This window comes from Nocardia barduliensis (genome assembly GCF_013315795.1).
Classification (GTDB): domain Bacteria; phylum Actinomycetota; class Actinomycetes; order Mycobacteriales; family Mycobacteriaceae; genus Nocardia; species Nocardia barduliensis.
In genome coordinates, this window is the sequence record NZ_JABLTE010000003.1 from 1 (window position 1) to 23,811 (window position 23,811).

At 66.2% G+C, this 23,811-nt stretch carries 18 protein-coding genes; 3 read left to right on the top strand and 15 right to left on the bottom strand.

Annotated features, from left to right (window positions below):
* Positions 1-26: 26 nt before the first annotated feature.
* Positions 27-773: a thiolase family protein gene (locus HOV91_RS02200; protein ID WP_174183729.1), complete on the top strand. Its 747-nt coding sequence runs from the start codon at positions 27-29 to the stop codon at positions 771-773.
* A 98-nt stretch (positions 774-871) separates the two neighbouring features.
* On the opposite strand, the gene HOV91_RS02205 is transcribed toward HOV91_RS02200, so the two are convergent.
* The 9 genes from HOV91_RS02205 to HOV91_RS02245 all read right to left on the bottom strand — a co-directional run bounded on the left by HOV91_RS02205 (position 872) and on the right by HOV91_RS02245 (position 12,359).
* The gene (locus HOV91_RS02205) at positions 872-1,687 is read right to left on the bottom strand and encodes an SDR family NAD(P)-dependent oxidoreductase (protein WP_174183730.1); all 816 of its coding nucleotides are present in this window, start codon (positions 1,685-1,687) and stop codon (positions 872-874) included.
* Positions 1,688-1,935: 248 nt separating this feature from the next.
* Positions 1,936-2,964, bottom strand: coding sequence for a hypothetical protein (locus HOV91_RS02210; RefSeq protein ID WP_174183731.1), 1,029 nt, complete (start codon positions 2,962-2,964; stop codon positions 1,936-1,938).
* Positions 2,961-3,977 (bottom strand): ABC-2 transporter permease, encoded by a 1,017-nt coding sequence (locus HOV91_RS02215; RefSeq protein ID WP_174183732.1) that lies wholly within the window; start codon positions 3,975-3,977, stop codon positions 2,961-2,963. The genes HOV91_RS02210 and HOV91_RS02215 overlap by 4 nt, the downstream gene beginning before the upstream one ends.
* A gap of 191 nt (positions 3,978-4,168) precedes the next feature.
* Entirely contained in the window at positions 4,169-5,767 is a 1,599-nt protein-coding gene (locus HOV91_RS02220) for a class I adenylate-forming enzyme family protein (RefSeq protein WP_174183733.1), read from the bottom strand.
* 114 nt (positions 5,768-5,881) lie between these two features.
* Complete coding sequence (locus tag HOV91_RS02225; protein WP_174183734.1) at positions 5,882-8,341, bottom strand: GNAT family N-acetyltransferase; 2,460 nt, start codon at positions 8,339-8,341, stop codon at positions 5,882-5,884.
* A gap of 69 nt (positions 8,342-8,410) precedes the next feature.
* Positions 8,411-9,100, bottom strand: coding sequence for a hypothetical protein (locus tag HOV91_RS02230; protein ID WP_174183735.1), 690 nt, complete (start codon positions 9,098-9,100; stop codon positions 8,411-8,413).
* Complete coding sequence (locus HOV91_RS02235) at positions 9,097-10,440, bottom strand: phenylacetate--CoA ligase family protein (protein WP_312884431.1); 1,344 nt, start codon at positions 10,438-10,440, stop codon at positions 9,097-9,099. Before HOV91_RS02235 ends, HOV91_RS02230 begins: the two co-directional genes overlap by 4 nt.
* 140 nt (positions 10,441-10,580) lie before the next feature.
* Positions 10,581-11,126 (bottom strand): PaaI family thioesterase, encoded by a 546-nt coding sequence (locus HOV91_RS02240; RefSeq protein WP_217439306.1) that lies wholly within the window; start codon positions 11,124-11,126, stop codon positions 10,581-10,583.
* A 135-nt stretch (positions 11,127-11,261) separates the two neighbouring features.
* Entirely contained in the window at positions 11,262-12,359 is a 1,098-nt protein-coding gene (locus HOV91_RS02245; protein WP_174183736.1) for an amidohydrolase family protein, read from the bottom strand.
* A 131-nt stretch (positions 12,360-12,490) separates the two neighbouring features.
* On the opposite strand from HOV91_RS02245, the gene HOV91_RS02250 reads away from it, so the two are divergent.
* Both HOV91_RS02250 and HOV91_RS02255 read left to right on the top strand, forming a co-directional pair.
* Complete coding sequence (locus HOV91_RS02250; RefSeq protein ID WP_174183737.1) at positions 12,491-13,840, top strand: acyl-CoA dehydrogenase family protein; 1,350 nt, start codon at positions 12,491-12,493, stop codon at positions 13,838-13,840.
* A 70-nt stretch (positions 13,841-13,910) separates the two neighbouring features.
* Positions 13,911-14,588 carry a TetR family transcriptional regulator gene (locus HOV91_RS02255; RefSeq protein ID WP_174183738.1) on the top strand — a complete coding sequence of 226 codons (678 nt, stop codon included), beginning with the start codon at positions 13,911-13,913 and terminating at the stop codon, positions 14,586-14,588.
* A gap of 18 nt (positions 14,589-14,606) precedes the next feature.
* Here the strand turns inward: HOV91_RS02255 and HOV91_RS02260 are convergent, their stop codons facing one another.
* From HOV91_RS02260 to HOV91_RS02285, 6 genes are all read right to left on the bottom strand, one after another.
* Complete coding sequence (locus tag HOV91_RS02260) at positions 14,607-15,233, bottom strand: TetR-like C-terminal domain-containing protein (RefSeq protein ID WP_174183739.1); 627 nt, start codon at positions 15,231-15,233, stop codon at positions 14,607-14,609.
* Between the two features lie 86 nt (positions 15,234-15,319).
* Positions 15,320-16,765 (bottom strand): class I adenylate-forming enzyme family protein, encoded by a 1,446-nt coding sequence (locus HOV91_RS02265; RefSeq protein WP_312884432.1) that lies wholly within the window; start codon positions 16,763-16,765, stop codon positions 15,320-15,322.
* Between the two features lie 38 nt (positions 16,766-16,803).
* Positions 16,804-17,838, bottom strand: coding sequence for a hypothetical protein (locus HOV91_RS02270; protein ID WP_174183740.1), 1,035 nt, complete (start codon positions 17,836-17,838; stop codon positions 16,804-16,806).
* Positions 17,839-18,207: 369 nt separating this feature from the next.
* Positions 18,208-19,479 (bottom strand): ABC transporter substrate-binding protein, encoded by a 1,272-nt coding sequence (locus HOV91_RS02275; protein WP_174183741.1) that lies wholly within the window; start codon positions 19,477-19,479, stop codon positions 18,208-18,210.
* 70 nt (positions 19,480-19,549) lie between these two features.
* A complete protein-coding gene (locus tag HOV91_RS02280; RefSeq protein WP_174183742.1) occupies positions 19,550-20,299 on the bottom strand; it encodes an ABC transporter ATP-binding protein in 750 nt (249 codons plus the stop codon).
* Entirely contained in the window at positions 20,292-23,018 is a 2,727-nt protein-coding gene (locus tag HOV91_RS02285) for a branched-chain amino acid ABC transporter permease/ATP-binding protein (RefSeq protein ID WP_174183743.1), read from the bottom strand. Before HOV91_RS02285 ends, HOV91_RS02280 begins: the two co-directional genes overlap by 8 nt.
* Positions 23,019-23,811 lie beyond the last annotated feature (793 nt).

A 23,811-nucleotide genomic window follows, 5' to 3' on the forward strand; every position in this document is an offset into this window, starting at 1 on the left:
GGCATACCGAGTCCGAGCCGTACGGCATGTTCGGCGCGACAGGATATGCCGGTTGGGCCGCCCGATACCTCGAGACGTTCGGCCGCAGTCGACAGGATCTGGGACTGGTCGCTCTCAACGGCCGCGCCGGCGCGGCGCGCAATCCCAACGCCGTGATGCGCGACCCCCTCGGGATGGACGACTATCTCGCGGGGCGGATGATCCGAGAACCGCTGTGCCTGTTCGACATGGATGTGCCCGTGGACGGGGCCGACGCGTTCGTGGTGACCACGGCCGAACGAGCGGCAGACCTGGCCGACAGACCTGTCCTGGTGCACGCTCTCTCGATGGGTTTGACGTCGCATCCCGAAGAGCATCTGGTCGCGGGCCTGGATCACACCGGGCAAACGGTAGCGTCGCAAGCCCTGTTGGCGCGCAGTGAGCTATCGATCAATGACTTCGACGTCCTGTTCCCCTATGACGGCTTCTCGATCATCACCCTCCACTGTCTGGAACAGTACGGGTTCTGCAAGCCGGGAGAAGCGGGCGATTTCCTGCGCGAACACTGGGACGAGCGCGAGAATCGTGTGCTCATCGACGGCCGTGTGCCGATCAATCCGCACGGCGGAAGCCTGTCCGAAGGCGGCTCCCAGGGAGCGGGACACGTCCACGAAGCGGTTCTCCAGCTTCGCCACGACGCGGGCGACCGACAGGTGAGCGGCGCACGATCGGCCCTGCTGTCTCCCGGCGGGCTTTTCTTCAACGCTCAAGGCATCGTGCTGCGAGCCGACTGAGCGCCCCCCGATGCGGGTGCAGCACCGGACGACGCTCACAACCATTCAACGGTCATGACGGCTCGACCGGTGCTGCTCGACGTATCGCCGCGCGGATACTACTGCGACTGTTGGCCGAACCTGGTGGCAATGTTGATCACGTCCAGTCCGAGCGTGAGCCCGCCGTCCACAGGGATGGACGCTCCGGTCACGTATGACGAATCCTCCGACGCGAGAAACAGCGCCACGTTGGCGACCTCTTCGCTGGAGCCGAGACGCCCGAGCGGTACCAGTTCGCCCACACCTCGCTTGCCGCGCTGCGCTTCTTCCTCATCGCGATAGATGTACTTGGTGGCGAAGTCACCGCCGATCGGACCGGGGCAGATCACATTGCACCGGATGTTGTACCGGCCGTATTCAGCCGCCACGCTCCTACCGAAATGGACCTCGGCCGCCTTGGAGGCGTTGTAGGCGGGCTGGTTGGGAAGGGCGAAGAATCCGGCCACCGACGCGTTGATGACAATGCTGCCGGACCGCTGTTCGACCATGTGCGGGGCGACGTGCTTCACGCAGAAGAAGGTGCCTCGGGCATTGGTGTCCACTACCCAATCCCAGTCCTTCTCGCTGATGGTGTGCGCGGGTCCGAGCGGGTTTTTCACACCGGCGTTGCTGAACAGGACATCGATCCGACCGTAGCTGTCCACCGTCGTCGCGACCAACGCCTCGATGTCGCTCTCGGACGTGAGATCGGCTTCGACGAATCGCGCTTCGCCGTCGGCTGCCGCGATCTCCTCCGCGGCGAGCTTGCCCGCCTCGGCGTTGATATCGGCCAGTACTACCTTCGCCCCCTCACGGGCGAACAACTGCCCGGCGATTCGTCCCATTCCGGAGGCGCCGCCCGTGATGATCGCGACCTTGCCATCGAGTTTGCCCATTGCGAGTAGGTTCCTTCACTGTTCTCGGCGTCGGCACCCGGCGCCGCTTCCAACGTTCGAGCCGAAGGACAAAGCGTTCGAGCCGCAGGACAAAGCGTTCGAACCCGAGTTGTTCATCGACCGCCTGCAGCGGATCGAGTCGAAACGCGAACCCGACCGCCAGACGTGCCTGCCGATGGCTTTCCGGTCGGTTATAGGACAACTAATATACTAATTATGATGCGGTCGCGTCCCGGCTTCCGCCAGGGTCACATTGATGCCGAGGCGGCGGCACCCACGACCACGGCCTCGTCGGCCTCGACGTCCGCGAGCGCGGCAAGTCCGGGGGTGGTGGCTTTCCCGCGGGTAGCCGCCAGCACGACCACGCTCGCCACGCCCCATACCGCCATGACGATCACGTCACCCATAATGCCTGCGCCCTCGAAGTAGCAGACGCTGCGCAGCGCCGAGAGCCCCCGCGCGGTGGGCAGTACTTCGTGCATCCAACCGTAGAACGCGGGCGCCATATCCAGCTGCACCGGCAGTCCGGACGCCACGACTCCGGCCAACACAAGCACCAGCACCGACACCATCACCATGGCGGGTCCGATCAGACGCATCCCGGCCAAGGTCACCGATCCCGCGACCAGCGCGATACCGGCCAAGATCGCCGCGCCTGCCGCCGCGTTACCGGCGAATATGTCGAAAACAACCCAGCCGTAACATGTCTCGATTCCGGCTACGACGATGGACATGACCACCACGGTGAAAACCTGGGCACGCGACCGCAGGCCGGGCGCGACCATCGCGACGATCAAGCCGGACAGGAACCCGCCGACGATGGCGCCGACCCCGAGATAGAGCGCGCTCGTGCCGAGCCGATCGGCGTCCGGCAACGCCACCACATCTTGCACATGCAGCGGCGTACCCCCGGACTGCGCCACGGCAGCGAACAGCGCACGGGCGGCCTCGGTGGCCTGCATCCCGCCGGCCGACGCGACGAACAGATCGCCGGTCGCGGGATCGTAGGCCGCGCGAATCTCGCGGTCTCGCACGGCGGTTCGACCGGATTCCGCGTCCGTAGCCGACTGGATCTCGAAACCCGCCGCATGCACGGAAAGTTGCTCGGCCACGGCCCGCGCCTGCGCGGTGTCACCGATGACGGCCACCTTCACCTCGTGCGGTGCGGGTGAGTGCAGTGCGCCGAGAAAGAGCCCGGGCAGTGCGATCAGGAAGAACAGCGGCAGGGTCAGCACGCCCGTAACGATTCGGCGCCGGGCAAGGCGATCGTGTGTCATCGTGCACCTTCCTGTTCGGCGACCGCCGCGCGTTCGCTCGTCGACCGCAGGGTGGACAGCCAGATCGCGCCCGCGCCGAGGGCGATCCAGAGTCCGATGATCGGCAGGTCCGACTCGATACCGCCACCGTCGAAGTACAGCGTCCGCCGCAGTCCGTCCAGCACCGCCGACGTCGGCAACCAGGAATGCAGGTCGGCGAACAGGGACGGGACCATCTCGACCGGTACCGCGATTCCCGAGGCGGGGATGCCGAGTATCACGAGCACGGTCACACCGATGACCGTCATACCGGGTCCGATCAGCTTGACGCCGCCGGATTGCACCAGGCCCGCGCAGACCGTGCCCGATGCCACCAGCGCCGAGACCCCGAGCAGGTGCCCGGACAACGCGCCGTACGCGGAATAGGCGATGAAGGTGGTGATCACCGCCGCGATGAGCGCGACCACGCCGAGGATCATCATCTCCGTCCTGATGGACAAGTCTTTCACGGCGACGTTCAGCACGGTCGCGGTGACGAAGCCCGCGAGAATCGCCGCGAGGCCGACGAACAGCAGGCTGATACCGAGACGGTCGGATTCGGGCAGTGGCGCCACATCTCGAACCGTGAGTTCGGTCCCGAGCTGCTGCGCGACGGAGCCGAACGCGGTCTCCACTGTCGCCTTGGCGAGCGGACTGCCCGCACTCGCGACGTAGAGCGTGCCGGTCGTGGGTTCGAACGCGCCACGACTGCTCAGGTCGTCCAGATGCCGCCGGGCCGTGTCCGCGTCCGCCACGGCGGTGACCCGGAACGACGGCGCCATCTTCGTCGCCAGTCCGGACGCCAGCCGTGCCGAATCCCGGTCGGCGCCGATGATCTCGACAGGCATCTCACGCGGTTGGGGTTCATGAAACGCGTAGAGATAGGCACCGGGCAACGCGAGTGCCATGAACAACGGGAAAAGCAGCGCTCCGACCAGCATCTTCACCGTTGATCCGGTACTCGTGCGGGTGCCGCCGCTCGGCGACTCGGCCATCGATCTCCCTCTCGAACCAGTGTTATTTTACATCTGTAAACTACACTACAAATGTAAAATAACTGCGGCCCGGCTAGGGTGGAGAACGTCACACCACACGCGCGCATCGCCCGTGGGACCCACCCCGCTCCAGAACGAGCCCCGCTTCTTCTCACCGCTGCTCTCCCCCGCGGGTCAGCCGGCGCCGCCGCCTACCCGCACCTGTCGATGAGCGTGCCCTCCTGGTACCACTCCCGCAGCTGATGTTTGCGGACTTTGCCAGTACTGGTCCGGGGTAGCGAGCGCACGACGATCAATTCGGCGGGTCGTTTGTAGCGGCTCAACCTGTCCTCCAGCAGTGCCCTCACCCCCTCGATGTCGACCTCGTCTTCCACCGCGGCCAGCACGGCGGCGACCACGCGCTCGCCGAGTCTGATGTCAGGGACGCCGAAAACCGCTGCTTCGGTGACGGATTCGTGCGCCGACAGCGCGCGCTCGACCTCCGCGGGGAAGATATTCAGCCCACCGCGGATGATCATCTCGCGGATGCGCCCGTGGAAGGTCAGCACCCCATCGGCGTCCATCGAGCACAGATCCCCGCTGCGCCGCCAGCCCTGCTCGTCGGCGGCGGGGTCCACACCGCCATCGGGCCGCAGATACCCGGTCATCGTCAGCGGTCCCCGCACGCACAACTCACCGATCACACCGAACGGGACCGTATTGCCGTCGTTGTCGCGGATCCGGTAGTCCCGACCGGGCAGGCAGCGCCCCATCGACCGAGTGCGGACCCGTGGCGAATCCTCCGGCGCACTGACCGCCATCGCCGGGGCCTCGCTCTGGCCGTAGGCAACCATGAACGTGATGCCGAGCCGATTCTCCATCTCCGCGATCAATCCCGGATCGACCGCGGTCGCGCCAGCGATCACCAGCCGCACACTCGCGAAGTCCGACGCCGACACCCCGGGCACGGCGAGTAGGTCGATGATCATGGTCGGCACCAGACCGACGAGCGCCGGACGGATTTCCCGCAACGCCCGCAACGCGACTTCCGTGGAGAACCGGTCGAGCACGATGTAGGCGCCGCCGTGCGCCATGGCCACCAGCAGCCCCGTCACCAAGCCGCCGACGTGGAACAGCGGCAACGGATTCAGCCACACTTCGCCCGTGCGGACGGTGCAGCCGCGAGCGTAGACCTGCGCGCAATTGATTGCGGCCCGATGCGACAGCACAGCTGCCTTCGGTACTCCGGTGGTCCCCGAGGTGAATTGGAGCAGGAATTCGTCCGTCGCATCGACGTGCGCGGGTTCCACGAGAATATCGGAGACAGTATTGAATTCGGCAATATCGCGCACTTCGGGTGGACGCGCCAGCCGCCGCGCCACGCCTTCCAGTCTGGCGACGGTGTGGTCCTGACCGACCCGCTCCACGACCAGGACCGTGGTCACCCGCGCCAAATTCAGCATGTGGGTGGCCTCGGCGTCGGTCGCCGCGGGGCTGATCGGCACAACGGACCGGCCGGCCAGCGCGCACCCGTACATCGCGACGATCCAGTCGATGCTGTTGTAGGCGATCAGCGCCACCCTGCCACGCTCGGGATCGAGTTCTCGCAACCGCATCGCCGCCCCGCTCGCTCGCCGGTACAGCTCTGCCCAGCTGAGCGACGCGACGCCGGAGGGAGTGAGAAGCTGCAACGCGGGCGCCTCCGGCGCGGATCGCACGGTCCGGATGAACGCGGTCCCGACCGAGTCGTGCGACACCTCGACCGAAGCGGCCAGGAATTCGGCAGGGTTCGTCTGTTCGGCGGATGTCATATGTGTATTCCGTTTGTCATATGTGTATTCCGTTCCGACCGGCGGCGCCCGCCATATGTCGTGCCGAACGCCGACCGAGGGCGGACGGCGTGCTGATCCTTATGCCTGAGCCGATCACGGCCGCTGGAGCGTCGCCTCTGGGTGCCTACGCTCCTGGGTGGGCTGCTCCAGGACCAGTCGTGCCGCCCGCACCGCCACGCCTTTGCCGGGGGCACCGACGGTGAGCGGCGACAGGCGCAACTCGGCCAGTTCCGGCAATTCCTCGACCAGCCACGCTACTCGCAGGATCGCATCGACCAGCCCGTCCACGTCGCTTTCGGCCAGCAGCGGGAACGCGCGCACCGAGCGAACCATGCGGGCGGCGTCGAGGTCGCTGACGGGAGTGATGTGCAATGCGATGTCGGAATACAACGTGATCGGATCGCCGAGCACGCCGAAAGCGAGCAACGGTCCGAAAGTGCGGTCCGCCACCACCGAGACCGACACCTGCGGCCCGGAGAGCTCGGACTCCGGCGCCACGGTGAGACCGACAGCCGCCAGCGCTTCGGTGGTCTCGTCGGCCCCCACGACGCCGATCCCGGCGCGATCGATGACGGCGTGCAGGCGATCGGCGGCGATTCCTGCGGGCTCTCGCACCACGCCTGCGGGCTGTCGGCGCCATATGCCGTACGCGGTGGCCCGGCCGAGCGCGGCAGCTGCCGCCTCGGGGAAGGTGTAGCTGGGTAGCGTACGGCTTTCCCCGTCGGAGGACAGCACTCCCTCGGTGCCGTCGAAACTCGCCACCACAGGTTTGTTCAAGGCCGATCCCGCGGCGCGCACCATGGCCGCGGCGATCGCGTCCGGGCTCTGCACCACCGGTGGCGTGAAGAGCGCGACGACCGAGTCGACGCCGTCATCGGCGAGAACCGCGCGCAGTGCCGCCTCGTACAGTGGCGCTTCCGCGCGGGGCGAGAGGTCGAAGAAGTCGGCCGATACGCCGCTCACGCCGAGATCGCGCAGGGCGGCCGAGGTCGATTCCTCGACGACCGCGATGCGCAGACCCGCCGCCCGGCACGCGGCAGCGGTCAACGCGCCGGGCTGGCTCGCGTTGGTGACCACCGCGACCCGGTCACCGCGCGGTATCGGTTGATGGGCGAAAAGCCTTGCTACGTCGAACATCTCCGCGAGCGTGCGAGTGGCGACGACGCCTGTCTGGGAAAGAAGAGTGTCGGTCGCCGTACCACTGTCGACGAGATCGAGACCGACCGCGCCGCTCGGCGACGCCTGCACCGCGCTGGTGACGGCGACGATCGGCTTGCGCGCGCTGACGCGCCGGGCCAGACGCGCGAATTTGCGCGCGTTGCCGAAACGTTCGAGATCGAGCAGGATCACCGAGGTCGTCGGATCCTCTTCCCACCACTGCAACAGGTCGTTGGGGGACACGTCGGCCGAGCGTCCCAGCGAGGCGAAGCTGGAGATACCGAGCCCGATGCGGCGGGCGTGCTCCAGCACCGACAGCCCCAGCGTTCCGGACTGACTGGCCATCGCCACCACGCCGGGCTCGGGCAGTGACACCGAGAAGGTCGCCGCCAGTCGGCGCACGCCTTCCTGGGCCAGGATTCCCATGCTCGCGGGGCCGATCACCCGCATGCCCTGACCGCGTGCGTACCGGACCATGTCCAACTCCGCGCTGCGACCACGCTCGCCCAACTCGCCGAATCCGACCGACATCACCACCACGGCCCCCACCGACGCAGCGGCGCAGTCCCGCATGACTTCGGGGACCAGGTCGGCCGCGACCGCTACCACAACCAGGTCGATCGGTTCTCCGATGGCGCTGACGGTGGGATGGGTGGGCAAACCCATCACGGCGGGCCGGTTCGGGTTCACCGCATAGACCCGGCCCGGAAATCCATGTACCAGAAGATTTTTGACGACGGCGCGACCGAGGTTGTCCTCCCCGCGGCCCGCGCCGACAACGGCCACGGTGCGGGAATCGAAGATCCGTTGCATGGACGAACGGACGGACTGGTGTTCTCTGCGATCCGAGCGTGCCAGTACCTGCGCCCTGGGCGCGATCGCGATATCCGCGTGCAACACCGCCCCCGGCGGTCCCAACTCGACCGCGTACCCGGAGCTCTCGAGTGTGCGGATCATCGCGAGATTCTCCGCGAGGACATCCGCTTCCAGTACCGCTATCCCGTGGTCCCGCGCCGCCGCGGCGATATGCTCCATCAGCAATCCGCCCAGGCCGACGGACTGGAATTCGTCGGCGATGGTGAAGGTGACCTCGGCGCGATCGGGATGGCCGTCGACCCGCGCGAAATCCGCGACTCCCACAGCACGGTTCTCGTGGATGGCGACCAGTGCGACCGGTCCGGCGGGATCGAAACGCATGAACCGGGCCAACCCCGCTCGGTCCAGCGTCACCACCGGCCCGAGCATGCGCATCGAGATCGTACGGCGCGACAGCCGCTTGCTGAAATCGACGATGAGTTCGAGGTCGTCCGTCGTCAATCGGCGAACGAGTACCGAGCGACCGTCCCGCAGCAACCCTGGCGTGCCTTCGTCTTCGTTCCGTTCACCGAGCTCCACACCGCAGCCTTTCGTCGGCACCAGTACTGTTCGGGCGCTCGCCCTCGCCGGAGGGCGAGCGCCCAGGGCTCACAGCTCGATCAGGAGAGTGTCGCCGTCAGCGGTCACCCGTCCGCGCACGCCGGTCGGCGCGTCGGTGATTCGGGCCGACCTCGCATCGGTGGTCGAGACCACCAATTCGCCCCCCGACTCGCGGATCGCCCATTCGGCGCCGTTGACTCGCAGCACACCCGGATCACCGGGCTGGGCGAGCCCGAACGCGGGCCCGAGCAGGGCCATCAGCGTGGAGTTCACACCGGCGGCGACCAGCTCACGGTGCGCGTCCGGCCGCGCCCAGATCACGCGGACCTTCTCGAACAACGCTCCGAGATCAGGGTTCTGTGCCTTGAGCGCACCGAGCGTCTCATCGCCGAGCCCGATGACCACCGTGATCGGAAGTCGGTCCAGTACCGAGAGGAACCGCGCGGAATCCCAGTTGTAGGTCTCGGCGGGTGTGTAAGTCGCTCCGATTCTCCGCAGCGCCCGCACAACGGGGCTCAGCCAGGGACCTTCGTGATTGGGCGTGGTGATCAGCACATGATCGTCCCCGTTCACGCCCGCGGCGAGCAGTTGCTCGTGTGCCCAGGCGACATCGCGCTCGAGATCGTCCCAGCCGATCTCGTAGTCGATGAAGCCATCGCCCGCAGGGCACACGCCGATTCCGTAGATCGGAGCCTTGGGCGCGCGCCCGGCGGCTTCCAGCATTGTCTTCCGTGTCATTCCTTGACCGTCCTCGGGAACTTGGCGACGCTCGAGCTGAACTGCAGGATTTCCTCGACCGTGAACATGACCAGGTCGACGCCGACGCCGAGCTCGGATTCGAGGACCTCGGTCAACCGGCGCTCGACATCGGCGACATCGGAGGTCCGCTCGGGCGCGTAACCGACCCGGAGCCGCAATCTGGTCATGGCGTCGTTCGATCGGATGATCTGGAACATGCCGTCGGACAACTCGGGCAGCGACTCCACCAGCCGCCAGACGTCGCCGACAACGATCGCCTTGCCGTCGACGACGGTCTCGTCGCCGCGGCGGCCCGACAACCACATGCGCGCATGTGTCCGTCCGGTCGGAGACGGTTTACGGGTGACGCGCACGAGGTCGCCGGAGCGGAACCTGATGTAGGGCGCGACCCGGTTGTCGAGGTCGGTGGCGACCAGTTCACCGATCTCCGCGTCCGCCACCGGCTCGCCGGTCAGCGTGTTGAGGACCTCGGGAAGCATGGTGTCCTCCCACAGCTGGAAGCCGTCGAAATCCGGCCCTTCCCAGGCTGTTCCGGTATCGCCCGCACTGGTGTACTGAACGATCTTGACACCCCAGTCCTCGGTGACCTTCCGCTTGAGCGCGGCGCCCATCGGCTGGCCGGCGAAGGCAAAGAACTTCACCGATGCCAATGCCTCGCGCAGGTCGTACTTCGACTCGAGCTTCTCGAACTCCATGATGGCGGGCAGGTGCACCTGCATGTAGGCCACCTGATGCTTCCGGATGGCGCGGAGCAAAGCTTCGCCCTCGCCGAGCCAGCTGTTCGCGAACACCGGCACCAAGCCGAGCGCGGAGTAGAAATCGTCCCAGTAGTTGCGGAACGTCCCGACCGGGACGACAACGCGGTCACCGGCTCGCAGGCCGTGCACGTAGAGGTCGCGGGCCGAACTGGCCGGCAACGGAGGGGCTTCGGACCAGATCTCCGGAAGCAGTTCGGGCGCCGAGGTCGTTCCCGAGGTCGTCGTCACCGACGTCAGGTCCTTCGGGTCCACGCACAGCAGCCCGCCGTAGGGGTCGCCGGTGCGCGCCCGGAAGGACTTGATCTCGTCTTTCGTTATCGTCGGGATCTTGGTGGTGAAGTCTTCGAGGCTGCGGATGTCGTCCGGTGACACACCGGCGGCGCTCCAATGCTCTCGATACAGGGGCGAGTTGTCCCACGCGTACCGAACCAGTTCGAGCACCGCGGCCTCCTGGCCTGCCCTGATCTCCTCTCGCGAGGCGGTCTCGATTTCCGGTTCCAGGAACTCGTAGACCTCGCCGTCGAGAGTCTTGCGTGGCTCTTCCAACCCACTGATAGTCACAGTCTCCTCCATTGCCGGGGCATCGTCACGCTTGTGTGTGCCGGGGGCCATAGCGACTCGGCCACTCCCGTAAGCGTGATACGGCACACAGCCTAACAGTTAAAATATATACCTGTATAGAAGGAGGGGGCGGATATCTGTCAGCGGTCGCCGCGCTGCGACTGAAGCCATTGTTCGTGCTGCTCGAAGTGGGTGTCGGGTCGCTTGATCATGATGGCTTCGGCTTCGGCCAGAACCGCGCCCGAACTCTCCAACTGCAATGTGGCTCGGACGAAAACCTTCCGGTTCTCCGTGCGTACAGTCCACGCACGCCCGATCAGCGTCCACCCGACCGGCACCGGCCGCACGAACTTGACGGTGAGCGTCCCGGTGACCGCGAACTCGTGCTTCAACATCATCCTGTGCCCGACGAGCTCGTCCATGACGCCCGCGGTCCAACCGCCGTGTGCGACCCCGGGACCGCCCTCGTGAGATTCCGGGCACACCACGTGGCTGACCACGACGCCATCGTCGTGCAGTTGTTCACGCTCGACCCCGAGGCGGCACTCGTTGCGAGGGGCGCACCCGTAACACAGTCGCACTCCCGCGGGTGAGCGGGGGGAATGCAACGGGGATGACGGATCGTCGCCCGCGACCGCGGCGCTACCCGCGGAGGATGTGGTGTCGTTCGTTCCGGATTGGGTCATGGAAGTACCTTTCGATGTCGACGGAACCCGACACTCGGGTAGCCGAGAGCGCCGGGCGCGGATCGAGCCGGCCGGCAGCGGCCTCACAACGCAGAGCGGGCGCGCTTCGAGCGCGCCCGCGTTCGGCATGGCCGCTCAGGCGGCAGCCCGGGGGAACAGTTCCTCGAAGGCGCCACGCAACACACGATCACGAATCCGGGTGTCGACGCCGTCGAAGATGGAGTGCAGCGTCTGCTGGGTGTGACCGTAGGTGCCCTCCAGGTGCGGGTAGTCGTCGCCCCACAGCACGTTGTCGTACGCGGTGTCCTCGATGATCTGCACGGAACTGATGTCGTGCTGGAACGAGGCGTACACCTGCTGGCGAATGATCTCGCTCGGCAGACGCGACAGCCGGGGACGCACGAACATGCCGTGCTGCCGGTAGGCCTCATCCATCCGGTCGCCCACCGCCGGGACCCATCCCGCGCCACATTCGGCCACCAGCACCTTCAGATCCGGGTGCCGATCCAGCGCACCACCCGCGACCAGGTGGGTGATCACCCGCATGGCGGGATAGCCGGTCTCCATGTAGTTCACTACCGCGCCGCCGGGGCCGCGATAGACCACGTTGGCAGCACCGGTGCCGACATGCCAGGTCAGTGGAAGCTGCAATTCCTCGGCAGCCGTCCACAGCGGTTCCCACAAGTCCAAACCCCAGGCCCGATCGTCATCGATGCCACACGGGAAGAACAACGCTTGGAAGCCCATCTCGGCGGCACGCTCGGCCTCGGCCACCGCGTTCTTCACATCCATCAGAGGCACGATGGCGGGCGCGAAGATGCGATCCTGCTTGCCCATCACCTCTTCCATCGCCCAGTCGTTCCAGGCACGCACCACCGCGTTCTCCAACTCGGGATCACGGATGGTGCAAGCCCAGAAACCCATCGACGGGAAGGCGAACTGGTTACGCACACCTTCCTGATCCAGATCCTGGAGCCGGATGTCCAGATCCTTGAACCCCGGCGGGCGCATGGCGTCCATGAAGTCGTTGAGCTGGCGATCGATCTGCGTACCGTCGATATAGACGATCTCGTACTTCTCACCACGCTCCGAACGCGGCGCACGATCCGCCAACCGCTTCGGCAGGCGCGAGGTCCACAGATCCTCCGGCTCCATCAGGTGGGAATCCCCCGAATGCGCCCAGATCTTGTCCTGCTCACGCTGTTCCTCGACCGCGTGCAACGCCTCTGTCATAGGTATCTCCTCGTTCGAACGTCGTGCGGGCCCGTACCGCGTCCGCGGAACTACCCGCCAATACTTTACACTGTAACGAAAAGAAGCAATCGTGTGAACCGAACACTTCAACCGAAACCACGGGAGGCGCCATGGAACCGACGACGGGCAGCACGACACTCAGTCGCGAACAACGCGATCACTACCTCGCGACCTTGAACGAGGAGACCCTGTCCGCTTTGATGCGCTCGACCTGGACCTGGGACGACCGGGCCTTGCGACGCAAACTCAGCGAGCTGCTCACCGGGCTCGTCGCGGTCCGCGAACTCGGAGTCGGCGAGGTCGAGTCCCCGGCGGCCGTCATCGACGCCGCCGAGGCCCGCGTACTGGCCGCGGCCGGCGAATTCATCGCCGAGGTGCTCGGGCCGCGGCTGCTCGCCGACGCGGGCAACGCCTTCCGCGAGCCGCTGCTGCCCCTGGTCCGGGCAACCGGCGACCTCACGGCCGAGGCCGCCCGCGCGCTGGACACTCTCGCCGTCGACGTCACCGGCCATGTGATCGAGCGCAATGAGGCGCTGACCTCGCTCCTTGCCGAGGATGCCTGGGAGGAGAAGGCGTTCGGGCCGCAGTCGACCGGCCTCGCCAGAGTCGCCTACTCGGCCGGCTACACGCTCTCTCGCACCGACTACTTTCCCGCCGCCGGACTCGGCGCACAAGCGTTCGCCGTCGCGGCCGCACCGAACGACGACAGCGTCGACGTCCGCCACTCGACACTGGCGGCAGCCGAGAAGACCGGATCCTGGGATCCGGCGTTGGTGCGGACACGGGCGACCGCGACGGAAGACGGTTGGCAGCTCACCGGGGAGAAGTGGTATGTGCCCGGAGCCACGGCGGCCGACAACATCTTCGTCATCGCCCGCAACATCGGCGGTCCTTCGCTCTACCTCGTGCGCCACGACGCGCCGGGCCTGACCGTCGAGACCTTGCCTTCGCTCGATGAATCGCGTCCGCTCGCGCGCATGGGCTTCGACAACACTCCCGCGGTTCTGATCGGACGCGAGGGTGCGGGCGGCCGCATCATGAATCGCACTCTCGACCGGGCCACCACCGTGCTGGCAGCCGAGCAGATGGGCATCGTGGATCGGGCGCTCAAATGCCTGGTCGAGGTGTTGCCCTCGGCTACCGACAGCGAGGCTTGGCGGGGATACACCAGGAAACTCGCGGAACTCGAATTGCTGCGGGCAGGCGCGACCGCGCTGTGGTACCGGGCGGTCAAACTCCAGAGTCAGGACGATCTAGAGGCGAGCGCCGCGGCCGCGGCGATGGCGCATATCGGATGCTCGCACGCGGTGCGGCAGGTGTCGTTGCGGCTCACTTCGGTGGCCGACGGCCTCGACACCGCGGACGTCGACGCCATCTCGACCCGCGCGCGCGAGACCGATCTGCTGCTCGGCGGCCCCGCCCTGGCGCACGAACGGCTGCTGGAACGCCTCGGAATCTGATCTCGTGCGCGACAGCAGGCCGAGGGTCGCACTCACCCGCTCCACGGGAGCGGGTGAGTACACTCCCCCCGTGAGACCGCACGACCGCCTGACAGACGTCGAAGATTCCGTGAAGGCGTCCCGGCGGACCAGGGGGCGTCCGCCTTCGCTGACCGAAGACCAGATCGTCGACGCCGCGTTGGAGATCATCCGGGGCGATGGGCTCGACGCACTGTCGATGCGGCGGTTGTCTCAACGACTCGGTCGCTCCCAGATGGCCGCGTACTCCTACGTGGCGGACAAACGGGAATTGCTCGACCTGGTCGCGCGGCGCACACTCGCCGACGTGACGATCCCCACCGATGAGGACGGTACATGGGATGTCCGGCTCCGGCTGCTCATCGATCGCATCGACGCCCAACTACGCAGACAGCCGAGCATCGCCGGACTACTCCTGCAACGGATGCTGCACACCGATCGCCGCTTGGTCGACGCCTTCATGGCGATCCTCATCTGCGCCGGGCTGCCGGAACGACAGGTCCTGCTGTCCTACTCGTTGATTCACACGTATCTGTTCGGTCGATACCAGGTGGCCATGGCCGATGTGCCGAAGGACGAAACCGATCTGCCGCCCGCCCTCGCGACGGTGCTACCGCACCTGGACGGACTGCACGGCGCCGACTATTACAAATTCGGCATCGACACCCTCATCGACGGTTTGCGCGTCCGTGTCGCGGAGCATCAGCGCGTTGGGGACGTGAGCGATTGAACCGCCGTGTCACGGCCATTACTCCGGCCTGCGTCGCGCGGCCAGGGCACAGAAAGTGTCCAGCACGGATTCGAGATCGGTGCCGAAACCGCCGCTCGTACTGACCGACCACTGTTCGACGACGGTCAAGGCACCGATGAAAGCCGCGGCGAGTGCTTTCGGATCGGTCCCCTCCGTGAATTCCCCACGTGCACGGGCCCGTTCGAACACGGCGGCCACTCGCTGACTGCCGGGGTGGATGACGGTGCGCTGGACGTGTGCGTACAGCTCGGGATGCCGGGCTGCCTGACCTGTGAACGTGAACAGTATCTGCAGACCGGTCCAGGCTCCCGGCCGGTCGAAGGCATCGACGAGGACGCGTAGCTCACTACGCAGATCACCCAGGTCGGGCACTTCGGGCCAGGTGGCGATCGAGGCGAACGCGTCGATGATGAGTTCCCGCGCGCTCGACCACCGGCGATAGAAGCCGCTGTTGCCGACCTTCGCCCGTCGCAGGACCGCCGTGAGACTGAATGCGTCGACCCCCGCCGACGCCAGTTCGGCCCTGGCTTCGTGCAGCACCCGTTGCTCCACCGTCGCGTCGAGCGGACGCCCGGTACGCCTGCGGTCCGCCGCATACGGCGGCGGGTACTGCGTGTGCTTCATTTCTCGACTGTAAGGGGCACTCGGCTACGAATCACCGGCGTGGTGGCGGGACGACCGGACAGCGCCCGCACGAAATGAACGCAAAATCAGTCACCGCGCCCTTCCCGCAGGCGCGACCGCTGCAGTTTTCCCGCCGCGGTCCGTGGCAGCTCGTCGACGATCATGATCTCGGCAGGCACTTTGTAAGTGGCCAGACGTTCTGCGACCGTCGCCCGTAACTCGTGCTCCGACACGGGCTCGGAACATACGACATAGGCGACCACGCGCTCGCCGCGGCGCTCGTCGGGTCGGCCGACGACCGCCGCATCGCTGACTCCCGGATGCCGCATCAGTTCCGCCTCGACTTCGGCGGGCGCGACCTGGAAGCCGGATACCTTGATCATGTCTTTGAGCCGGTCCGAAATCCACAGACGTCCGTCTTCGTCGATGCGCCCCGCATCGCCGGTGCGGAACCATCCGCCTTCGAGGAACGGATCGTTCGCTGCCGGATCGGTGTAGCCCACGGCCACGCACGGCCCGCGCACCTCGATCTCGCCGTTGTTCCCTGTTCGGAACTCGTTTCCGGCGCAGGCGAATCCCGGGGAATCCAAACGCCACCGCTGCGGCTGCTCGACCGGATTGAACGCCACCGCGAACGCCTCGGTCATGCCGTAGGAGCACAGGAATCCCACGCCCGTGCGGGAGGTGATCGTCTGCGCCAGATGCGCCGGAACCGCGCTTCCGCCCCACATGAAGTATCGAAGGCCGGGAAAGTCAGCGCGGCTCAGCTCCGGCAGCGTGGCCAGTCGATGCGCCACCGCCCCCGCCAGCGGCCAAACCGTGACCGAATCCCGTTTGATCTGGTCGAGGCAACGGTCGAAATCGAACCGCTCGAACAACGTCACCTCGGCCCCCGCCGACAGCGCCGCACCCATCATCGAGGTGCCGAAGATGTGGCACAACGGCAGGGAGATCTGCAGCCGATCGGCATCGGTCAAGCCCAGATGCGTGACCAGTTGACCGATACCGCCCGACAGGCTCGCGACGGTGTGCACGACACCTTTCGGGAAGCCCGTCGTCCCCGACGAGAAAGGGATACACAGTTCGGCTCGGGGGTGTGCCGCCGCGGCGGGCCGCGGCACCATCGCGCCACCCGCCGCCGCGGCGGCGACATCCTCGATCGGCACCGCGATCGGCAGCCCGTCGGCGTTCACGCGGTGCCGCGCCGAATAGATCGCCGCACGCGCACCCGCTGTCGAGATAACCCGGCCGATCTCGTGATCTGTCCAGTACGGGTTCGGGAGCACAAAGGTCGCGCCGAGGCTTGCGAGGGCGAACTGCGCGAAGATGTACTCCGGTCGATTCTCGACCAACAGCAGGGTGCGGGTGCCCGGCCGGATCCCGGCGCGGGCGAGTCGATCCGCCACCCGTCGAACCGCTCGGTCGAACTCGCGAAAGGTCCACATCTGTCCCTCGAACCGCAGCGCGACCCTGTCCGGGCTGCGTCGGGCGGCCGCGGCGGGCAACGACGCGTACTCGACCGCTCCGCTCACGTCACTCCTCGTACCCCATGTGGGCCGTGCGGACCGTGTCACCAGCGGCGACGTTCGCCGTTCCCCGGAACGGTCTCACCCCAGGCCATCCACACGTCCGGCACCCTGGTGTCGGAGACGCGGTGGATCCGGCCCTCCTGCTGCGGATTCGGGATTACGCCGAGACCTTCCATCCGGCCGTTGGGATCCGGCTCGCAGATCCAGGCCTCGCCGTTGATCGTGTAGTCGATGCCATCGTGCCAGTAGCCGTCGGCGTCGCGCCGGATGACCGCCTCCATGGTGTGCGCCGTGGTCACCGTACCGTCACTGCGGCCGATGACACCGACATGGAAATCGCCGTTGCCGAAGAGGAAGTGCCCGACCTCGGCGCTGCCGTCGTCGTAGTGATTGGCCCAGGAGTACCAGGTCGTGTACTCGGCGTCGTGCAGCGGATCCTTGTCGACGTACAGGCGACCGCCCTCGCGCATCCATGCCTCCTCCCAGAACAGGAATCCGCGCACGTGCTTACCTGCCAGGTCCCCCTCGACCAGCCAGGTCTGAGTGAGGTAGAGCAGCGACGAGTCCTGGCCGGGGAGGAACCACTGCAACGGCGGAGCGATCCGGCTGCCGGTCACGTCGATGACGTCGGTCTCCTGGTAATGCATGGAGTCGGTGGACAGCGTCAGCGCCACGGAGCGGCCGTGCTCGTTCGCGGCGGCCGCCAACTCCAGCGCGCCGGAGTCGATGACTCGGCGCGAGAGATCATTGCTCTCGGGCGCGTACTTCGGTTCCCGGCGTAGACGCAACTGCTCGTCGCCCCCCGCGCTGGACAGCAGGATCAGCTTGCCGCCCAGCGAGCGGATGTCGCTACCGGCCTTCTTGTTGTCCCGCACCGCCGGAACACGACGCATGATCGAGTGCAGGCCGCCCTCGTCGTCGCGCAAGGTGCCCCAGATGTACCCGGCTTCCGGAATCAGCCCGTGAATGGTGGTGTTCTCGGCGAGGACCTCGGCGGGCTCGAACCGGCGCGCCGAGCAGAGGGCCGCGTGGTTGAACGATCCGGTCGGAGCGAGATCGGTCAGGGTAGTGGTCACGTTCGTTCCTTCTGTGAATTGTCAGCGGACATATGCGCGGAGGGTGTGGTCATGGTGGGAACGCCGACGACGAACCGCGACGCGTTGCGCACAGCCGACCCGGCATCGACTTCCAACGCACAACCGAACACCCCGCGGGCGCTGGACGCGGCGCGGACGCGGACCTCGGATCGCGAACCGATCGCCGACTGTTTCGGTCACTATCATTACCGTAATTCGCCGATGCACGGAAAGCAATGCCGTTTTCGTTCGAGCCCGGACTCTCTCGCGGCAGGACATCGCCGGTGGAATCCGACAAACCTGGACACGCGTGTGGAGGCGGCCACAAACCGATGGTGGTGACCGCCTCCACACGCCGATGTCATACCGTCAGCGTGACGGCGGAGTGAACAGCGAGGCGTCCGCGCGCAGGATCCGGTAGTCGCGCAGTACGCCGCCCTTGTCAGCGGTGGCGACGATGATGTCGGAGGAACACACGTTCGGCGAGAGCGGGAATGCCTGCCCGTTGCATTGGAATTGGATGCCGTTGGTCAGCGGGTACGGTTGGGCGGGCGCCGAGCGAAGCCCTTCCGCCACCGTCTGCCGGGTGACTTCCTGGCCCGGTGTCGCGTTCAGCGCGCGCGCCAACCCGACGATCGGCTGCCAGCCACCCGCGGCGTTGTACTCGATCCGCAGGCCGGGTTGATACTTGTCGATCGCCGCTTGGAACAGTTTCATGTCATCGGTGGCCGGGTCGAGGTTCGCCGTGGTGCCCACCTGGACCCCCTCGAACCCGCCGGGGATGGAAGAACTGATGGTGCTGTCGACACAGCGATCGTTGACGACGATGGTCGCGCCACGGTCGACCGTCTTGATGGCTTTCAGAACACCGCTACAGAAGTTGGTGTTTCCCAGCACCGTCCACAGGCCGGGATCATTGCGGTTGGCGGCGGTGATCTGCGAGGTCACGTCGGGAGTGCCCGGCGGGATGGTCACCACTTCCAACGCGGACCCGGCGTTGCCGAAGGCCAATTTGCCCATCTGATTGGCGGCGCCGGTAGCGGCGGGCACATCGATGGTCACCAGCGCGGACTTGGTGACGTTCTTCTCCTTGGCCAGTGCCGCCGGTGTGCCGAAGATCGCCGACACACCGTTCATCAAGGTCACGACGTTCGGGGAGGACAGTGATTTCTGCGAGGTCGCATAGTTCAACACGAGCGGGACCCCCGCGGGTGCGAGCACATCTATGGTTTGGTCCACATTTCCGAGTGCGCCTTCGACGACCGCGACGGCGCCCGCGCTGATCATCTGGTTGGCACAGTCAGTGGCCGCGGCCGGATTGCTCTTCGTTTCGCAGGTCTTCAGCTGTACCCGGTGTCCGCGCAGACCGCCGAGGTGTTCGTTGATGTAGGCCACCGCGGCTTGCGCAGCGGTGAACTCAGCGCTGGCATCCACGGCGGCCGACTTGCCTTCGCCGATGAATCCAATGGTGACGACATCCGCGGTCGCGGCGTTGGGCGGACCGAGCACCGCCGGGTCGGCCGTGCCCGCGCCCGCCGATGTGTCGCTGTCGCTGCCGCACGCGGCGGCGGTCCCGATCGCGAGTGCTGCAACGGCGACGCCGATGACGGCGCGCCGGGTACGGTGAAGTTCACCCTTCATTTCTCTCCTTGTGGTGACGCGGACCGGGGAACGGTCAGCGGTTACATTCGTGGCTTCGGGGACCGGGAACTCAGCCTGGGTGCGCCGCAGCGCCCATACCCAGATACACATCCCGTAGGCGCTGCGGATCCGAGCGCAGGTCCTGGGCAGAGCCACGCAGCCGGACCTCGCCGTGGACCAGAACCAGGGCCTCGTCGGCGATCTCCAATGCCAGCCGCACGTGCTGTTCGACCAGGACGACCACCGCGCCGGTGTCATCGGCGATGCGCCGCACGACGGGCAACAACTCCTCGACGATCACGGGAGCCAAACCCATGCTCATCTCATCGATGAGCAGGACCGTCGGCCGCTGCACCATCGCACGGGCCACGGCCAGCATCTGCTGTTCGCCGCCGGACAGGTCACCCGCCCGCACTTTCAAGCGTTTACGCAGCGAGGGGAACAGTTCGAGCGTCGCCTCGTGTGCCTTGCCGTCGTTGCGGGCGACCTTCAGGTTCTCCAGCACTGTCAGATCGGTGAACAGAGCCCGGTCATCCGGAACCAGCACCAGTCCGTTCTGGTTGGCATGCCGGGGGTCACCGTTGCGCAGCGTCGTCCGCCCGACCGAAACCGTCCCACTCTGCCGCTTCAGGAAACCCGCCATCGTATTGAGCAATGTGGTCTTGCCCGCACCGTTGGGGCCGAGCACCGCCAGCACCGTGGCAGCCGGAAGAGCTATATCGATGTCGCGCGCCACGATGGTGTTGTGGTAGCCCACAGCGAGTCCGGCGCATTCGAACAGGACGGGCATTCCGGTTTCTGTGTTGTGCTGCTCAGGCATCGACCGCGACCTCACTTCCCAGATACGCGGCCGCGACCCGCTCATTCGTCCGAATCTCATCGGGCTCGCCCACCGCGATGACCTTTCCGAAGTCGAGAACGTAGACCAGATCGCAGGCCCCGAAGATCAGATCCATATCGTGGTCGACCATCAGCACGGCGATACCCGAGGCGGCGATCCGCTTCAAACGTCTACCCAGCCAGAGGCTTTCCTCGCTGTCCAGACCGCCGGCGGGTTCGTCCAGCAGCAGCACCGAGGGATTACCCGCAAGCGCACGGGCGATGGAGACCAACTGACGCTGCCCGTGGGACAGCTCGCTGACCGGACGACCGCCTGCCCCGGCGAGACCGACGAGGTCGAGCACTCGATCCACGGAAGCGGACTCTCCGGTCGCCCGGCCTCCGTCCCCCGTCCACACGGCGACCTTGACGTTCTCCCGGACCGAGAGGTCGTCGTACAACTCCAAGGCCTGGAAGGTCCGGCCGAGGCCGTCGCGAACGCGCTGATACGGGGATCGGGTGTCGATTCGCTTACCCTGCAATTCCACCGTGCCGGTGTATTCGGAGAATCCGCACAGCGCGTCGATGAAGGTGGTCTTGCCCGCGCCGTTCGGACCGATAAGGCCCACCAGCTTGCCCTCTGGAATCTCCAGCGCCACACCGTCGAGCGCGACGACGCCGCCGTAATGCACCGAGATTCCGTCGGCGCGCAGAGCGGTGCCGCCCCCACCGGCGGATGCCGACTCCACGACATCCTGTTCGACGTCGTCTTCCAGAGTCAATGAGGCGACGGTTCCACTCGTCCGCCGTCGAGCGATCAGACTGTGCGCGGGACCGACGATTCCCTCCGGGTTCACGATCACCGTGACGATGAGCATGAGTGCGGCGATGCTCGGGTACCAGGCGCCCGCGCCGACAACCTCGTCGATGGCGATGTAGAGCAAACCGCTCGCGGCGATCAGTCCCGCGAGCACACCGCCGGACAGTGAAGTGGCGCCCGCCAGATACACGACCGCGAAGAAGGCGACCGAATTCATCGCCGAGAACGGCTCGTAGATCACCGACTGCTGCTGGTATGCCAGCAACGCCCCGCCGAGTCCCGCGATGAACGAACCGATCGCGAACGCAGTCACCTTCACCAGCACCACGTTGACACCGGCCGCTGCGGCGGACTTCTCGTTGGCGCGCACGGCCAGCATCTGTGACCCCAATCGGCTGCGCCGCAGCATCGCCACCGCCAGGCCCACCGCGGCGGCCACTACGAGGCACAGGACGCCGAATGCGACGCGGGGATAGTCCGCACCACCGCCGATGCCCATATCGAAGCCGAGGAATGTCGGCGGTTCGGTGGTAGTACCCGATGAACTGACGAAATCGGTATTCCGGAACCACACGGCCTCCACCGCGTAGGCCATCGCGAGCGTGACCACCGCGACCGCGAGTCCACGTATGCGCAGCGCAGGCAATCCGACCAACACGCCGACAATTGCCGCGATGAGGGCCGCCAGTAGCGGCGAAATCGGGAACGGAAGATTCCACGCTCGCGTCAGCGGTCCGACGAGGAACGCCGCGACGCCCGCTATCGTCAACTGCGCCAGCGAGATCTGCCCTGCGTATCCGGTCACGACGACGATCGACAAGCCGATCACAGTCATGATGAGGGAGACGATGAGGCCGTTCCGCCAGCGGTCGTCCAACACGATCAGCAACCCGAGAGCGACGATCGCGACCACCGCGGTGCTGACCAATGGCCGACTCGGCCGCGGCGCGGACCCGAGAGTCTGCACGATTACCGCGCCCCGGTTGGGTAGCGGTCGCGCTCGAAGCACGAGGACGGCGATGATCAGCGTCAACGGCACGAGCTCCGACAGTCCCGTGGCGGGCAGCGCCGAGAACAGCGTTGTCAGGTACTGCAGCCACGACTGAACCATCCCGATGACGATCCCGGCCAGCACGGCGACCACCATCATCTCGAACCGGGCGATCACCGCCGCGGCCAGCGCGGGAACGATGAACAGCGTGTAGGAGACCGGCGCCAGGGACGCGATAGGTGCGATGAGGATTCCCGCGACACCGGCCACCGCCGAACTCAGCATCCAGTTGTAGGCCGCTATCCGATCCGGTGACATCCCACTCAGATAGGCGCCACGCTCGGAGGATGCGACAGCCTTCGTGGTGAGACCGAACCGGCTCAACCGCAACCAGGTAACCAGTGCCGCGGCGAGTACGACGAGGGTAACCGCCAGATAGATTCGATCGTGCGGGAGCACGAAGTCGTCGAATTCCCATACCTCGTCGGGAAAGATCGGATCGACCGCGACCGTCGCCGTGCCCAGCCGTTGCGCGAGTAGCGCCGGGACCAGCAGCGCGATCCCGAGTGCGGCCACCGCCTTCGCGACCGCGGGCGCGGTGCGCAGCGGACGAAACACCGCGAAATAGAGCAGCGCGCCGATCGCGGCGGCGATCACGGTGGCGATCGCCATCGCGGGCCACTGCCCCAAGGGTGCGCCGATATCCACGGTCTGGGGGAATCCCGGTAGCGGAATCATCAGCTGCCCCTGCCGCAGGAAGGCGTAGAAGTACGCCGTGAGCAGCGCGATCGCACCCGCCCCGAAGTTGACGACTCCCGAGCTTCGATAGGTCAGCACGACCGCGAGCGCCAGCGCTCCGAAGACCGCACCACTTCCCAAGCCCAAGAGCAGAAAGGTCAGATGCTCCATCCCACTCCGATCCCTCGATTGCGCGGCGAAACTCCGACGCAATCAGATAGTTGATTTAAATGAATGTACGTGATGCAGACCACACGCACAAGAGGTTCGACTACTTACGAACACATCTGGCAATTGTTCGGCGAATAGCGCGGCCCCACTACTCCTCGATGACGAGAGCGCGCTGCCAGCAGGCGATCCCGGCGTGCGCGGCTCATGTCTGCCGCCAGTTCAGTGGAATCGAGGCTCGAATAGCCGTCATCCCTGCAATCGGGAGCAGCTCAGGGCCGGTCCCGTGACACAGCGTGTGTTCCAGGCAATGCCGTTTTCGAGGCAAAGCCGAATCGCAGCGCTAGCGGGAGATCGGTCACTGCACGCACCGCCGCATGGTCATAGGTCAGCGCGTCGATATTGCTGTTGCACAGAGGAACTCACACAAGAGCCTCCCCGATCGGAATGCACGACTGCAGTAGGGCCAGGCGTGAGCCGATGCGCCGGTGCACACCATCGGCGAAAGTCATATGCGCCGTGCATTTCCGGGCGAAAATCGAGTCGCAGTGGATTCGCGTGGAAAGTCGGGTCCACATTGGTCGCGGCCCAGACTTTCAACACTTCGAGCCAGGTCGTGTCCACGTCTGCCCCTTCGCGGTGAGGTGGATCGACAGCAGATCCAGATCCCACCGTAAGCGGCTCGCGCGGTATGACCCAGGGAACATTGTTCCCGCCCCGTCACCCTTTCGATGGGGATGGACACGGACACACGGTTTCATCGACGCACTGCACGCCCACAGGGGCGCCGAGGAGA